The following is a 14802-nucleotide window of genomic DNA, read 5'->3' as shown; positions in this document are numbered from 1 at the left end:
CGCTCAGCCGCGCCAGGTTCCCTCCGGGTGCATCCCGGTCGCCTCCTCCAGCGCGTTGTCCGGCAGGTCTCCGTCGGCCTCGTCGTCGGGGAAGCTGCGCCGCGACGGCGCCGGGTCCGGCGGCGCACCGGGCCCGGCCACCGGCGCACGGGTCGGCTCCACCGAGCCGAACCCGTGCCGCCCGGCGGGCCGGTCCGTCGGATCACCGGCGACGGTGCCGGCCGCGCGTCGTTCACCACGCCGTCCCTCGGGCACGGCGGTCTCCTCGCTGCCCTCGTCCATCGGGGAGTGCTCACCGGCACCCCACGGCGGATCCGCGTCGAAGCCGTCGGTGGTCCCCCAGGGCGCGACACCCTCGGGTGCCCGGTCCTGCCTGTCCCGATCCGTCATGGCCACCTCGCTGATCGGTGCCCGGTCGCCGGCCTATGTGACGCCGACGCTCGGCACATGGGTGCGCTGGCGTTCGTGCGGTCTCGCCGTCAGTGGCCGGACATCGTCATCTGCCGGATCGCCTTGGCCGCCGCCATCCCGCCGGCACCCTTGCCCATCGTCTTCGACGTGTGCCCCAGGCCACCCACGCGGCCGAGCATGCCGCGCAGGACCTGCCCGGGCTTCTGCTGCTCACCCATGTAGGCGGTGACCACGATCAGGGCGCCGGTCAGTGCCGGAATCGCCCATTGCAGCATCTTCAGCTGGCGTTGGGAGGAGGCCACGTTCGCCGGTGTCTGCTGGTTCGGCTCGGTGATCCCCTCGACCGACGGCTGGCCGGCCTTTGCCAGTCGCATGCCGAGTAGTCGGCTGTACCCGGTCACCGCCAGGGCGCCGACGGTCAGTGCGGTCTTCACGGTGCTGGCCCGGCCGACGCCGGCCTGGGCGGCCATGCGTGGACTCTCGGTCACCAACTCGCCGACCGCCCCGGCGAGGTGGGCGCCGATGGCCGCCGCGTTGACCGGCGTCCACCGGTTCCAACCGGTGGAGGCCACCGAAAGTCGTTGGGTCGAGTCGCCGATCCGGGCCGCGGCTCCGTTGACGCCGAAGGCACCCATCAGGGAGCCGCCGAACCAGGCCGCCAGGCCCAGGTCGTGCATCGAACGCAGTGCGGTGTGGCTGTCAGACATCTGGTCCCCTTCCGCCGTGTCGGGCGCAGCGGCTTACCCACCTTCGGTGGGGCTAATCGCCGCGACCTCGGGCGACGCGCCCCCGACGCTCCGGCGTTCAGCGTCGGGCGAGTCGGGTCTCCGATTCGACCCGGGTCAGCTTCTCCGGGTTGCGGACGTAGTAGAGGCCGCCGATGCCCGCCTTCCCGACCCGGACCGCCATCACGCCGTCGAGCTCACCATCCAGCTGTACGACGAGGGCCGGGCTGCCGTTGAGCAACGTGACCGCCGCGGTCAGCCGGCCCGGCACCTTGCCGAGAGCACCGACGATCATGCGGGCCACCTTGTCCGCGCCGATGATCTGGTTCGGTACGGCCTGCCGCACGCCGCCGCCGTCGGCGACCAGGACGACCTCGGGGGCGAGCACGTCGAGCAGCGCCTGGAGATCGCCGGTCTCGACCGCGCGCTGGAACGACTCCAGCGCTGCCCGGGTCTCGCCGGGGGAGACCACGTCGCGGGGCCGGCGGGCGTTGACGTGCTGGCGGGCCCGGTGCGCGATCTGCCGCACGGCCGCTGGGCTGCGGCCGACCGCGGCGGCGATCTCGTCGTAGCTGACGTCGAACGCGTCGCGCAGCACGAACACGGCCCGTTCGGTCGGCGACAACGTCTCAAGGACGAGCATCAACGCCATCGAGACGCTCTCGGCGAGTTCGACGTCCTCGGCCACGTCCGGCGCGGTGAGCAGCGGCTCGGGCAGCCACGACCCCACGTAGGCCTCCTTGCGGCGGCGCATCGTGCGCAGCCGGTTGAGGGCCTGCCGGGTGGCGATCCGGACCAGGTAGGCACGCTGGTCGCGGACCCGTCCCAGGTCGACGTCGATCCACCGCAGCCAGGTCTCCTGAAGGACGTCCTCGGCGTCGGCGGCCGACCCGAGCAGCTCGTACGCGACGGTGAACAGCAGGTTGCGGTGGGCGACGAAGGTCGCGGTCGCCGGTTCGGTGGCGCGATCACTCACTGTCTCGACCTCTCCTCCGTGCGGGTTACGGTACGTCCACGGCGCGGTCCGATCGGACCGCGCCGTCGACCGCCGGTCTACGCACGCTCCGCCGTGGACGGAGCCGTGCGGGCCCGGCCCGCAGCACCTGGCGGCGCTTGTCATCCTTGAACGGCCAGCGGTACGAGCCGGGTTCGCGCGCCTCGTGCGCCAGCTCCTTGAGCACCGACCTGATGGCGTACTCCTTGATGGTCGCGGCGAGCCGTCCGCCGAGGTAGAACCGGTTCGCGGTGTCGTCCCGGGAGGCGATCTGCGCGGTGGCGGCCCGACGGCCCAGCCCGATGCACTGGCCGAAGAACCCGATGTTGATCGGCTCGGGTGGTTCACCGGCGATCCGGCGGAGCACCGTGTCGGCGGCGTGCGCGCCGAGCGGACGTGCGGACTGGCAGCTCATCCGCAGCGGCCGGTCCGACGGCGCCGCCGCGTCACCGGCGGCGACGATGTGTACGTCGTCCACGCTGGTCAGCGTCTCGTCGGTGCGCAGGCGACCCAGTGCGTCGGTGCTCAGCCCGCTGCGCGCGGCCAGGTCAGGCACGCCGAACCCGGCTGCCCAGACGGTCACCGTGCTGACGAGTTCCCGGCCGTCACCGAGCCGCACGGCGTCCGGCGTCACCGCCGTCACCTTCGTGCCGGCGCCGTCGAGCACGGTCACCCCGAGCCTGGCCAGCCGGCGGGCGATCGACCGTCGGCCCCGGGGATGCAGGTACGGCCCGAGCACCCCACCGCAGACCAGGGTGACCGTACGACCCGCCTCCGCCAACTCGGCGGCGGTCTCGATACCGGTCGCACCGGCGCCCACCACCGTCACCGAGGCCGTCGGCGGCGCGGCGGCGATCACCCTCCCCAGCCGCTGTGCATCCTCCAGGGTGGCGACCGAGTGGGCGTGTTCGGCCGCCCCGGGCACCTCCGGCTCGACGCTGCCGCTGCCCGCCGCATAGATCAGGTAGTCGTAGTCGATTGTCCCACCGGACCAGGTCGTGATCCGGTGGCCCGCCGCGTCGATGCTGGTCGCGGCATCGACCTCGAGCCGGACGCGGTCGGCCAGTATGTCCCGGTAGTCGACGACCGCCTCGGCGGACCCGCCCGCCACCTGGTGCAGTCGCAGCCGCTCGACGAAATTCCGCCGCGGGTTCACCAGCGTCACCTGCACGTCGGCGCGCCGGGTCAGGCGGTTGGCGGCCATGACACCGGCGTACCCGCCGCCGATGACGACCACCTTCGTGTGCTGGGTCATGGTGCCTCCTTCGCGTCAGGGTCCGGCCGCAAGACACCGCAGCCCTGGCCGCTGTGCCGCCGAGTGGCGTAGGTCACATTTACCTCGGGTGGGTCGCCCGGGCGGCGGTGGTCGACCGCCGCCGGTAGGTCCCCACCCGATCGCATTGACCGGTCCCATTAGGCTCGCCGCATGGCGCACCCGGCACCCGAAACGGGCTCGGAACACCAACTCGTGTGGGCCCCCGGCGAGGTGATGGCCCGCATCGAGCAGGAGGTACGCCCGCAGCCGAGCCTGCCGGGCAGGATCGCGCTGGCGGCGCCAACCGCCTTCGTCCTCACCTGGCCACCGAGCTTCGTCGTGTTCGCGCTGGCCACCCTCGTCGCGCCGTCGGTGACCGACGAGGCCGGTGTCGGGCGGGTTGCCCTCTGGGCCCTGCAGTTCGCCGGTCTGACCGCGGTCGCGGCGGCGGTCGGCGCGGCTCTGCGGCGATCCGGCGAGCCCGACATGAATCTGTCGCCGGGACGGATCGTGGTGCGGATCGCGGGTCATGCGCTGGTCACCGTGGTGTGCGCCGGGGTGGTGCTGGCCGTGGCCGGGCTCTCCGTGGGCCAGTACGCGACGCTGACGGCCGTGCTGGTGGTGGTGCTGCACCTGCTGCCGATGACCGTGGCCCGGCTGCTGTTCCGGCTTCGCCGACGCGGTTCGGCCGGCCCGTCGGCTTAGGCACTGCCCTGCCGACAGTCAAGATCGACTAGGCGGGCCGAGCGGCTGTCGGGGAGCCCGCGTGGAGTCCCGACCGGCCGCTCGGCGGATCAGCGTGCGGGCAGGGTGGTGACGAAATCGGCCACCCGTGCGGCCAGCGGGCCGGCGGCGCGTACCCAGGTGAAGTGGTCCAGGTCGGTGCCCGGTGCGCCGTAGCGCTCACGCTCGACCGGAGCTGCGGTCAGCTTGGCGCAGAGCCGGTCCAGCGTGGGATGCGGGGTGTACTGGTCGCCGTCGACGCTGATCGCCAGCACCGGGGTGCGGATCCGGCGTACCGCCGCCTCGGTGTCCATCCCGTCCAGCTCGGGAAAGCGTCCGGTGCGGGCGGTGTGCGCCCAGTCGCGGATCACCCCGCGTGCCTGCCGACCACCGAAGCCCCATCCGGGCCAGACGCCGAGCAACCGGGCGGTGGCCGCGATGCCCTGGGTGTACGGCAGTACCCCGTACCGTCGGGGGCCGGCGAAGTCACGCCAGTAGGGGATGCCGACCGCGATCAGGGCCAGCCCGTCCACCTCGTGCTCGCCGTGCAGGGCCAGGTGCAGCACGGCGGCCTGGCCGCCGAGGGAGTGCCCAAGCAACAGGGTCCGCCGGCCGTCCAGCCGGGGCTTGAGCGCCGCCCGTACCGCCCCGATGTCGGCGGCCAGGTCGGCGTAGCCGTACCGGCAGGTCCGGCTCGGCCTTGGAGTGCTCTCGCCGGTTCCGCGCAGGTCCGCCACGACCACGGCGAGCCCGGCGGCGCGCAGCGCGGCGGCGAACGGTCGGTAGTAACGGGCCCGGACCCCCATCGCGGGCGCGATCACCACCACCGGGGCGTCGGTCACACCGTCGGGCTCCGGGTAGACCTGGATGCCGAGCCGGGCACCGTCGACCTGGACGAACTCCTGCTGGTACTCCACCGCGTTCACGACCACAGGTTACCGGCGGGTAGGTAGCGGCCGGGGGTCGCCCCCGGCGGGGCATCGGCCGCCGGGGACGACCGGGGAGTCAGTGTGCCTCGCCGCGCAGCATGCCCGGGCCGAAGACCTCGTAGGCGATCCGCTCCACCGGTACGCCCCGACGCAGCAGACCGCTGCGGACCACGTTCATGAAGGGCAGCGGACCGCAGAGGTGCACGTGGGCGTCGGGCGTGAGCGGGATCAGCTCCGGATCGACCCGACCACCGCTCACCGTGGCGGCGAGTCCGCCTGGCGTGGCTTCGCTCGTGTCCTCGTACCACAGCGTGGTGTGCAGGTTGGGCAGCGCGGCGTGCAGGCGTGGCAGGTCGCCGCGCAGGGCGTGCGTCGCGCCGGCCCGGTCGGCGTGCACCAGCACCACCGGGCGTCGTGGTGCGGTGACCGCCAGATGCTCCAGCGCGGCCATCGCCGGGGTCAGCCCGATACCGGCGCTGACCAGCAGTAGCGGCCCGTCTCCGGCTACCGCGTTGACCTCGCCGAAGGGCGGGCTGAGCCGCAGCGTGTCACCGACCGCCACCTGCTCGTGCAGGAAGGTCGAGACCAGGCCGTCGGGTGCGCCGTCGATCCCGCGTAGCCGCTTCACGGCGATCCGCCAGTCGGCGGCCCCGGGGCGACCGGTGAGGCTGTACTGCCGGATCTGCTGACCGCGACCGCCGTCGAGGTCGACGGCGACCGAGGTGTACTGGCCGGGGATGAAGGTGGGTGCGGCCGTGCCGTCCGCGGGTGCCAGGGCGAACGACACCACGTCACTGGTCTCCTGTCGGCGGGCGGTGACGCGCCACGTCCGCCACACCGACTCGCCCTCCGCCAGCCCGGCAGCCGCGTAGAGCCGGGCCTCCCGGGCGACCAGCTCGCAGGCCAACAGCCAGTAGACCTCGTCCCAGGCGGCGGCGACCGGCGGAGTGACCGCATCGCCGAGCACCTCGCCGACGGCGGCGAGCAGGTTGCGACCCACGAGGGTGTACTGGGCCGGGGTGATGCCCAGCGACGCGTGCTTGTGGGCGATCCGGTCCAGAATCGGCCCCCAGGGCATGGTGCTCGCACCGGTCAGGTGCTCGGCGTAGGCGACCACCGCGGCGGCCAGGGCGGCCTGCTGCGTCCCGCTTGCCTGGTTGCCCCGGTTGAACAGGTCGAGCAACTCCGGATGAGCCTCGAACATCCGCTGGTAGAACCGCCGCGTGATGGCCTCGCCGTGCGCGCGTACCGCGGGCAGGGTCACCGACACCACCGCTGCTGAGGACTGCGTGAGCACGATGTTCTCCTTATGGTTCGACCGTTCGGGCCCTCACACAAAACAGGAGTCCCAGATACCTGTTTTAGGGTCGAAGGTCCCGGATCGACGGTCGCACAGGTCACACCGACGCCTCGGCCGACCGTGGCACCGTGCCGTCGCGGCCTAGGGTCGATACGTGAAGCTCAACAGGTCCACCGACATGGCACTACGGATCGCCATGCACGCCGCGGCGACCGGCCGCCGGACGACGGTGGACGAGTTGGCCGACCAGTTGGCGCTGCCCCGCAACCATGTGGCCAAGGTGGTGCAGCGACTCCAGCGCCTCGACGTGCTGGTGACCATCCGGGGTCGCTTCGGCGGGGTGGCGTTCGCCGCCGAAGGCGCGGCGTACACCGTCGGGCAGGTGGTCCGGGCGTTCGAGGGCGACGGCGAGGTGGTGGACTGCGACGCACCGGCCTGTCCACTGCGGACAGCCTGCCGGCTGCGGGCCGAGCTGCGCCGGGCACAGGAGGCGTTCCTCGCCGTCCTCGACGAGGTCAGCCTCGGCGAGCTGGTCGACGGGCCGGCCGGGCCGGTGCTGCTCGCCCTCGGCCCGACACCGGCATCATGAGCAACGGGTACCGCCCGGACCTCGCGGGTCCGGGCGGTACCCGAGCCGGTCAGGAAACGCTGATCGTGCCGTTCGAGCCGCGTACGCAGGCGACCGAGCGGGCAGCGGTGGTGGCCGCGCCGGAGAGGCACTGGCCCAGCACCTGGTGCCCGGCGGCGTTCGGGTGCCACGACTCCTGGCAGGTCTGGAAGTAGCTCACACAGGTGTTGGCGATCCGCTGGATGGCGATCTTGTCCTTGCCGGAGAGGCTGGTCACGAAGGTCCCGTTCGGCGGGTTGTCCATCAGCCGGATCGGGGTGGCCAGGGTGCCGGTCGGGCTGTTCGTGTTCTCGCAGAGCCGGGCGCCGTCGAAGGCCCGCTGCACGTTGAGGTAGACCAGATCGGTGCCGGCGAACTCGGCGGCCAGGGTGTCCCGGGCGGAGCGCACGATGGTTCCGAGGCCCTGCGAGAACCGGTGACCGGGAGCGAGGCTCGCCCGGTGGATCGGGCAGCCGGCCGCGTACCGCTCGGCACCCAGTGCGCGGAACTTGTCCCGGGTGTCGTCCCGGTTGTCCTCGGAGTGGTAGGTGGGGGCCAGGTCCAGCGGCAGCGGGTTGGTGTAGTCCTGCAACACCACCCGGTGCTGGCCGTCGGCGTCCACCTCGCGCAGGGTGTTCAGGATCTGGCGTACCGCCGCGGTGGTCTCCGCCGTCGCGGCGGTGAGCTGTGCCGCGGTGGCCAGGTCGGCGTCCGTGCACGGCTTCTGCTCCACCGGCCCGTTCAGGTATGCCCAGAACTCCCACCAGCCGGTCCAGGCGTCGGCGATGAACCGGTTGGCGCACTTCTCGGCGACCCCGCCGAAGGTGAACGAGCTGTTGTTCGAGCCGAGACCGATCAGCACCAGGTCGATGTCGTGGCTCTGGGCGACTGCGCGGAGCTGGTCGAGTTGGGCGGCGACCTGTCGGCCGTTCGTCCGGGCCGACGAGGCGGCGGCGATGTCGTGCGGCTGGCCGCCGGAGCAGGCGAGATTGAACCGGTCCTGGATGCCGGGCAGCGTCGCCTTGTGCAGTGAGGCGTTTGCCGAGCGGTGACAGAAGAAGGCGTCGCTGTTGGGCGCTGTCCACCCCGGGAAACCCCGCGCCACGCCGGTCACGTCGACCACCGGCTGGTAGGAGCCGGCGCCCTCGCCGCTGATGAAGCTGTCGCCGAGGGCCACCGCCGCGGTGGGTGGTGCGGCCGCGGCGGCGGGGGCCGCGACGGCGGTGGAGAGGGTCGCCGCGGTGACGGCCAGGGCCATCGCGGCGGCGGTACGACGCAACGCGGACATCGGCATCCCCATCCGTTCATAGAAATATGAAAGATCCTCTGGTGCCGTGATGAGATCACGCGGGTGTGACGAACGTCAACAGTGGGAAACATCTGTGACCGACGGGCCCACAGAGGTGGCAGATGCTCCCGTGACCGGTCGCCGGGCCGGCGTCGAGCAGCACCGCCGGGCATAAGACCGGTGGCCGGGGCGTTGACCGCAGCAGGTCCGCCAGCAGCGGCCCTCGGCGTGCCGGGCGGGTGTCCGCACAGGTTGTCGGGGCGTGCGGCTACGCTCGCTGCGGCGTGCCCGCGCCGGGCCGACCGCCGACGGCGCGGGAGAGCACATCGCCGAGACCGGGGAGTACGACCAGTTGACCGCAGAGCCTGACACCCTGTATGGGGCCGACGACCTCACGCACCTTGAGGGGCTGGACGCCGTTCGCAAGCGGCCCGGCATGTACATCGGCTCCACCGACAGCCGTGGCGTGGGTCACCTCGTCAACGAGATCCTGGACAACTCGACCGACGAGGGCGTCGCCGGCCACGCCACCGCCGTCGAGGTCGTCCTGCACGCCGACGGCTCGGTTCAGGTCGACGACAACGGCCGAGGCATCCCCACCGACGTGCACGCCCGCTCCGGCATCTCCGGCGTCGAGTTGGTGCTCACCCGCCTGCACGCCGGCGGCAAGTTCGGCGGCTCCGGCTACAAGACCTCCGGTGGGCTGCACGGCGTGGGTGCCTCGGCGGTCAACGCCCTGTCCCGCCGCTTCGACGTCACCGTGCGCCGGGGCGGCAAGGTGCACGCCATGTCGTTCCGGCACGGCGTGCCGGGCATCTTCGACGGCGACGGCCCCGACGCGCCGTTCACCCCCGGCCCCGGGCTCCAGGTCGTCGGCGCCATGAAGCGCGGCCACCGCACCGGCACCTCGATCCGCTACTGGCACGACGCCCGCTACTTCGAGACCGGTGCCACGCTCGACCACGACGCCGTGCGGGCCAAGCTGCGCCACACCGCCTTCCTGGTCCCCGGCGTCGGCTACACGCTGCGCGACCGCACCACGGAGGAGCCCACCGAGGAGCGCTTCCACTACCCCAACGGCCTCACCGACATGGTGGAGTTCCTGGCACCGGCCGGCGACCGGCCGGTCTCCGGCACCCTGCTGGTCACCGGCGAGGGGACGTACCGGGAGAACGCCGCCGACGCCAACGGCGTCATGCAGTCAAACGTGCAGCGCCGGGCGGAGGTCGAGATCGCCTTCCGCTGGGGCACCGGCTACGAACGCACGGTCGAGTGCTTCACCAACACCATTCGCAACGCCCACGGTGGCACCCACCGCAAGGGTTTCGAGCGGGCGCTTGCGCGTACTCTCGCCGACGCCGTGCGCAACACCCGGGGCCTGCTCAAGGCCAAGGAGGACGCGCCCACGCTGGACGACGTCCTGGAGGGCATGACGGCGGTGGTGCACGTCCGAGTGCCCGAGCCGCAGTTCACCTCGCAGACCAAGGACGAGCTGTCCACCGCCGGCATCACCAAGGTCGTGCAGGGCCTGGTGGAGCAGCACGTCAAGTCCTGGCTGGACGACCGTAAGACGCGCACCGAGGCGCGTACGGTCCTCCAGAAGATCGTCGACGCGTCCCGGGTACGCCTCACCCAGAAGCAGCAGAAGGACGCGGCCCGCCGCAAGACCGCGCTCGAAGGCGCGGCCATGCCCGCCAAACTCGTCGACTGCCGCGCCTCGGGCATCGACAGGAGTGAATTGTTCATTGTGGAAGGGGACAGCGCCCTCGGAACAGGCCGACTTGCCCGTTCTGCGGAGTATCAGGCGCTTCTTCCGATTCGAGGCAAGATCCTCAACGTGCAGAAGGCCAACCTTCAGCAGGTGCTCGACAACGCCGAGTGCGCGGCGATCGTGCAGGTGCTCGGTGCCGGCTCCGGGCGCACCTTCGACCTGTCGGCGCTGCGTTACGGCCGGGTGCTCATCATGGCCGACGCCGATGTCGACGGCGCACACATCCGGACGCTGCTGATCACCCTCTTCGCCCGGTACATGCGGCCGTTGATCGAGGCGGGCCGGCTCTACGCCGCGATGCCACCGTTGCACAAGATCACGACCAAGGGGCGCAACCCGGAGACCGTCTACACCTACACCCAGGCGGAGATGGAGTCGACGGTGCGCCGGTTCGAGAAGGCCGGCAAGCAGATCGTCACCCCGGTGCCCCGGTTCAAGGGTCTCGGCGAGATGGATGCCGACGAGCTCTGGGAGACCACCATGAATCCGGCCACCCGCGCGGTCCGCCGGATCACTCTGGACGACATCGAGGCCGCCGAGCGGATCCTCGAACTGCTGATGGGGGAGAAGGTCGAGCCGCGCCGCAAGTGGCTGATCGACTCCGCCGACCGGGTCGACCGTGACGCCATCGACGCCTGACCATCGGGTCTCTCGGAAGGAAAGCTGAGCCATGGCACGCCGCAAGGAAACGAAGGTCGACCGTTCCGCGTTCGACCTGGCCGGCGCGCGGATCATCGACAACCCGCTGACCACCGAGGTGTCCGACTCCTACCTGGAGTACGCCTTCTCGGTCATCCACTCGCGGGCACTGCCCGACGCGCGCGACGGCCTCAAGCCGGTGCACCGACGCATCCTCTGGTCGATGTACGAGCAGGGCCACCGCCCGGACCGGGCGCACGTGAAGTCGGCTCGGATCGTCGGGGACGCGATGGGCAAGTACCATCCGCACGGCGACACCGCGATCTACGACGCGATGGTGCGGCTGGCGCAGGACTTCTCGCTGAACGTGCCACTCATCGACGGGCATGGAAATTTTGGGAGCCCGGACGATGGACCGGCGGCGGCGAGATACACCGAGGCCCGGATGTCGCGGGAGGCGATGCTGCTCGTCGGTGAGCTGGGCGAGGACACCGTCGACGTCGAGCCCAACTACGACGGCTCACTGACCCAGCCCACCGTGCTGCCGGCCGCCTTCCCGAATCTCCTGGTCAACGGTGCCGCCGGGATCGCGGTCGGGATGGCGACCAACATGATCCCGCACAATCTGGGCGAGGTCGTCGCGGCGGCCCGGTGGCTGATCCGGCACCCGAACGCCACCCTCGACAAGCTGATGGAGTTCGTGCCCGGTCCCGACCTGCCCACCGGCGGCATGCTGCTCGGCCTCGACGAGGTGCGCCGGGCGTACGAGACCGGCCGGGGCGTGGTGCGGATGCGCGGCAAGGTGGAGATCGGGCCGCTGGAGGGCAGCCGGGGTCGGCAGGCCATCACGGTGGTCGAGTTGCCGTACGGCGTCGGCGCGGAGAAGGTCATCGCCGCGATCACCAACGAGGTGACCAAGACCAAACGGCTCACCGGGATCGCCGACGTCAAGGACCTCACCGACCGGGAGAGCGGCACCCGGCTGGTCATCGAGTGCAAGGTCGGCGTGAACCCGCAGGCCCTGCTCGCCGATCTCTACCGGTTGACCCCGCTGGAGCAGTCCTTCGGCGTCAACAACCTGGTGCTTGTCGACGGGCAGCCGCGCACCCTGGGGCTCAAGGAGCTGCTGGAGGTGTTCCTGGCCCACCGCTACGAGGTGGTGACCCGGCGCAGCGCGTACCGCAAGCGTAAGCGGGAGGAGCGGCTGCACCTGGTCGACGGTCTGCTGATCGCCCTTCTCGACATCGACAAGGTGGTGAAGCTGATCCGGGCCAGCGAGGACGCCCAGGCGGCCCGCAGCGGCCTGATGCGCCAGTTCAAGCTCTCCGAGATCCAGGCCAACTACATCCTGGACACTCCGCTGCGCCGGTTGACCAAGTACGACCGGCTGGAGCTGGAGGCCGAGCAGCAGAAACTGCGTGCCGAGATCGCCGAGCTGTCCACCATCCTCGACGACGAGAACGTGCTGAAGAAGGTCGTCTCCGACGAGTTGGCCGCCGTGGTCAAGCAGTTCGCCGCGCCCCGGCGGACGACGCTTGTCGACGGTGACCTCAAGGAGGTGCTGGCCGCGTCCGCTCCGGCCGGGCCGTTGGAGGTGGCCGACGACCCGTGCCAGGTGATCCTGTCGGCGACCGGGCTGGTGGCCCGTACCGCGGCCGAGTCGGAGGAGTCCGCCGAGGGGCGTCGGCGGCACGGCCGGGTCAAGCACGACGCGGTACGCGCCGTGGTGCACTCCACCGCCCGGGGGCGGGTGTTGCTGGTGACCAGTGCCGGCCGGGCGTTCAAGGTGGACGTGCTGCCACTGCCGGTGCTGCCGGAGCAGGCCGGCACGGTGTCGTTGCGTGGCGGGATGTCGGCCGCCGAACTGGTGCCGCTCGAGCCGGGGGAGACCGTGGTCGGCCTGGCGCCGCTCGGCGCTGCCGCGGAGGGTTCCCCGGGTCTGGCACTCGGTACCCGGCAGGGTGTGGTGAAGGTGTGTGCCCCGGACTGGCCGGTGCGATCCGACGAGTTCGAGGTGATCGGGCTGCGGGACGGTGACGCGGTGGTCGGGGCGACCTGGCTGGTCGACGGTGCCGAGACGCTCGCCTTCCTGACCAGTGCGGCCGCGCTGCTGCGGTTCCCCGCCGGGACGATCCGCGCCCAGGGGCTCAAGGGCGGCGGGATGGCCGGGATCGCCCTGCCGTCCGGGTCGCGGGTGGTGTTCTTCGGCGCGGTCCGCACCGACGATCCGGAGCACGGTGAGCCGATGGTGGTCACCTCGACCGGCGCGACGGTCAAGGTGACGCCGCTGTCGGCGTACCCGGCGAAGGGGCGGGCGACCGGCGGAGTGCGTGCCCATCGGTTCCTCAAGGGTGAGACCGACGTGGTGGTCGGTTGGGTCGGTCCCCGGCCGGTCGGCTCGACGGCCAACGGTGAGGCGGTGGAACTGCCGGCGGCCGACCCGCGCCGCGACGGTTCCGGCTTCGCCGTCATGCTCGGCCCAGGCGTGGTGGGTCACCAGATCGACCGCGAGTAGGTATCTGCGCCTCGACTGCGGCGTGCCGGACACGATCGTCCGGCACGCCGTCATCCATCGACGTCGGTCATTGACGTATGACGTATTACGACGATACGTTGAGCCTTGCTCGCTGGTGGCCCGACGTGTCGACACCACCATCCACAACGTCGGTGCCTGCGACAACACGCGTCCTTCCCGATCGCGTGTGGTCCTAGTCGAAGGAGTGGATCAATGAATGGTGAGGTTCGTCCCGCCTCTCCTCCCAGGCGTCGGCGGCGGTCGGTCGTGGCGGCGGTCGGTGCGGCGGCCCTGGTGGCCGGCAGCCTCGTCGCGGTAAACGCGGCACCCGCAGCGGCGGCGACGGTGGACCCGAACGCCTGGTACGTGTTGGTCAACCGCAACAGCGGCAAGGCGTTGGACGTGTACGGCCTGGCGACCAACGACGGCGCGCGGATCAGCCAGTGGACCCGCAACGACGGCGCCAACCAGCAGTGGCAGTTCGTGGACTCCGGCGGAGGCTGGTACCGGCTCAAGTCGCGGCACTCCGGCAAGGTCCTGGACGTGTCGAACGCATCAACCGCCGACGGCGCCACGATCGTGCAGTGGTCCGACCACAACGGCACCAACCAGCAGTTCCGGTTGGCCGACTCGGACGGCGGTCACGTCCGGCTGATCAGCCGGCACAGCAGTAAGGTCGTCGAGGTGCAGGGCGCCTCCACCGCCGACGGCGCGAACATCGTGCAGTACGCCGACTGGAACGGCGCCAACCAGCAGTGGCAACTGGCCCGGGTCGACGGGGGCGGCCCCACGTCGCCACCACCGACCGGTGAGCCGGGCGCGGGGTGCGGCCGGACGCCGACGCTGGGCAACGGTACGCACACCATCCAGAGCGGCGGCCAGAGTCGTAGCTTCATCCTGAGGATCCCCGCCAACTACAACAACAACACCCGCTACCGGTTGATGTTCGCGTTCCACTGGTGGGGTGGCACCGCCGGCGATGTCGCCTACGGTGGAGCCGACGGGGCCGCCTGGGCCTACTACGGGCAGCAGGAACAGTCCAACAACAGCGCGATCCTGGTCGCGCCCCAGGGCATCGGCAACGGCTGGGCCAACTCCGGTGGTGAGGACGTCACCTTCGTCGACGACATGATCCGTCGGATCGAGAGTGACCTGTGCGTCAACACGGCACAGCGCTTCGCCCTCGGGTTCAGCTACGGCGGGGCGATGAGCTACGCCCTCGCCTGTGCCCGCGCGAACGTCTTCCGGGCCGTCGCGGTCTACGGCGCTCCCCGGGAACTGAGTGGGTGCAGTGGTGGCACCCAGCCGATCGCGTACTTCGGCATTCACGGCATCTCCGACAACATCACAAGCGGGCGGTCGTTGCGTGACAGGTTCGTCCGCAACAACGGCTGCACCCCGCAGAACCCGCCGGAGCCGGCGGCGGGCAGCCGGACGCACATCACCACCGTCTACTCGGGATGCCGCGCCGGCTATCCGGTGCAGTGGGGTGCGTTCGACGGCGGCCACACCCCCGGCCCGGTCGACGGCGGCGGCGACAGCGGCGCCAGGACCTGGACCAAGGGCGAGGTGTGGCGGTTCTTCGCGCAGTTCTGAGTTGAGGGGTCGGAGTCCCCGGTCGAGGCCGGGGACTCCGACGTGCCCC

At 71.3% G+C, this 14802-nt stretch carries 12 protein-coding genes; 5 read left to right on the top strand and 7 right to left on the bottom strand.

All coding sequences use genetic code 11. From position 1 onward, the window contains the following. Nucleotides 1-3: 3 nt before the first annotated feature. The 4 genes from AB0J93_RS07715 to AB0J93_RS07700 form a co-directional block, all read right to left on the bottom strand. The gene (locus tag AB0J93_RS07715) at nt 4-390 is read right to left on the bottom strand and encodes a hypothetical protein (protein ID WP_363919191.1); all 387 of its coding nucleotides are present in this window, start codon (nt 388-390) and stop codon (nt 4-6) included. A gap of 89 nt (nt 391-479) precedes the next feature. Further along, nucleotides 480-1118, bottom strand: coding sequence for a hypothetical protein (locus AB0J93_RS07710; protein WP_363919189.1), 639 nt, complete (start codon nt 1116-1118; stop codon nt 480-482). 97 nt (nt 1119-1215) lie between these two features. Next, a complete protein-coding gene (locus AB0J93_RS07705; protein WP_363919187.1) occupies nt 1216-2112 on the bottom strand; it encodes an RNA polymerase sigma-70 factor in 897 nt (298 codons plus the stop codon). Nucleotides 2113-2137: 25 nt separating this feature from the next. Further along, entirely contained in the window at nt 2138-3385 is a 1248-nt protein-coding gene (locus tag AB0J93_RS07700) for an FAD-dependent oxidoreductase (protein ID WP_363919185.1), read from the bottom strand. Between the two features lie 171 nt (nt 3386-3556). Here AB0J93_RS07700 and AB0J93_RS07695 point away from each other — a divergent pair, with 171 nt between their 5' ends. Next, entirely contained in the window at nt 3557-4090 is a 534-nt protein-coding gene (locus AB0J93_RS07695) for a hypothetical protein (RefSeq protein WP_363919183.1), read from the top strand. A gap of 89 nt (nt 4091-4179) precedes the next feature. Here AB0J93_RS07695 and AB0J93_RS07690 read toward each other — a convergent pair whose 3' ends face one another. Together AB0J93_RS07690 and AB0J93_RS07685 are read right to left on the bottom strand one after the other, a co-directional pair. After that, complete coding sequence (locus AB0J93_RS07690; RefSeq protein WP_363919181.1) at nt 4180-5034, bottom strand: alpha/beta fold hydrolase; 855 nt, start codon at nt 5032-5034, stop codon at nt 4180-4182. 79 nt (nt 5035-5113) lie between these two features. After that, the gene (locus AB0J93_RS07685; protein WP_363919179.1) at nt 5114-6334 is read right to left on the bottom strand and encodes a globin domain-containing protein; all 1221 of its coding nucleotides are present in this window, start codon (nt 6332-6334) and stop codon (nt 5114-5116) included. Nucleotides 6335-6491: 157 nt separating this feature from the next. On the opposite strand from AB0J93_RS07685, the gene AB0J93_RS07680 reads away from it, so the two are divergent. Continuing rightward, the gene (locus AB0J93_RS07680; protein ID WP_363919177.1) at nt 6492-6926 is read left to right on the top strand and encodes an Rrf2 family transcriptional regulator; all 435 of its coding nucleotides are present in this window, start codon (nt 6492-6494) and stop codon (nt 6924-6926) included. A gap of 49 nt (nt 6927-6975) precedes the next feature. Here AB0J93_RS07680 and AB0J93_RS07675 read toward each other — a convergent pair whose 3' ends face one another. After that, nucleotides 6976-8232, bottom strand: coding sequence for a hypothetical protein (locus tag AB0J93_RS07675; protein ID WP_363919488.1), 1257 nt, complete (start codon nt 8230-8232; stop codon nt 6976-6978). Nucleotides 8233-8584: 352 nt separating this feature from the next. Between AB0J93_RS07675 and AB0J93_RS07670 the strand changes: the two genes are divergently transcribed. The 3 genes from AB0J93_RS07670 (at nt 8585) to AB0J93_RS07660 (ending at nt 14753) form a co-directional block, all read left to right on the top strand. Beyond that, nucleotides 8585-10642 carry a DNA topoisomerase IV subunit B gene (locus tag AB0J93_RS07670; protein ID WP_363919486.1) on the top strand — a complete coding sequence of 686 codons (2058 nt, stop codon included), beginning with the start codon at nt 8585-8587 and terminating at the stop codon, nt 10640-10642. Nucleotides 10643-10673: 31 nt separating this feature from the next. Continuing rightward, the gene (locus AB0J93_RS07665) at nt 10674-13157 is read left to right on the top strand and encodes a DNA topoisomerase IV subunit A (RefSeq protein ID WP_363919175.1); all 2484 of its coding nucleotides are present in this window, start codon (nt 10674-10676) and stop codon (nt 13155-13157) included. 213 nt (nt 13158-13370) lie between these two features. Then, nucleotides 13371-14753 carry an RICIN domain-containing protein gene (locus AB0J93_RS07660; protein WP_363919173.1) on the top strand — a complete coding sequence of 461 codons (1383 nt, stop codon included), beginning with the start codon at nt 13371-13373 and terminating at the stop codon, nt 14751-14753. The last annotated feature ends 49 nt before the right edge of the window (nt 14754-14802 follow it).

Origin of the sequence: Micromonospora sp. NPDC049374, from assembly GCF_040677165.1 — a bacterium.
GTDB lineage: Bacteria > Actinomycetota > Actinomycetes > Mycobacteriales > Micromonosporaceae > Micromonospora.
Note: the sequence above shows the minus strand (reverse complement) of the source record. Positions and strands in the feature narration are given on the sequence as shown.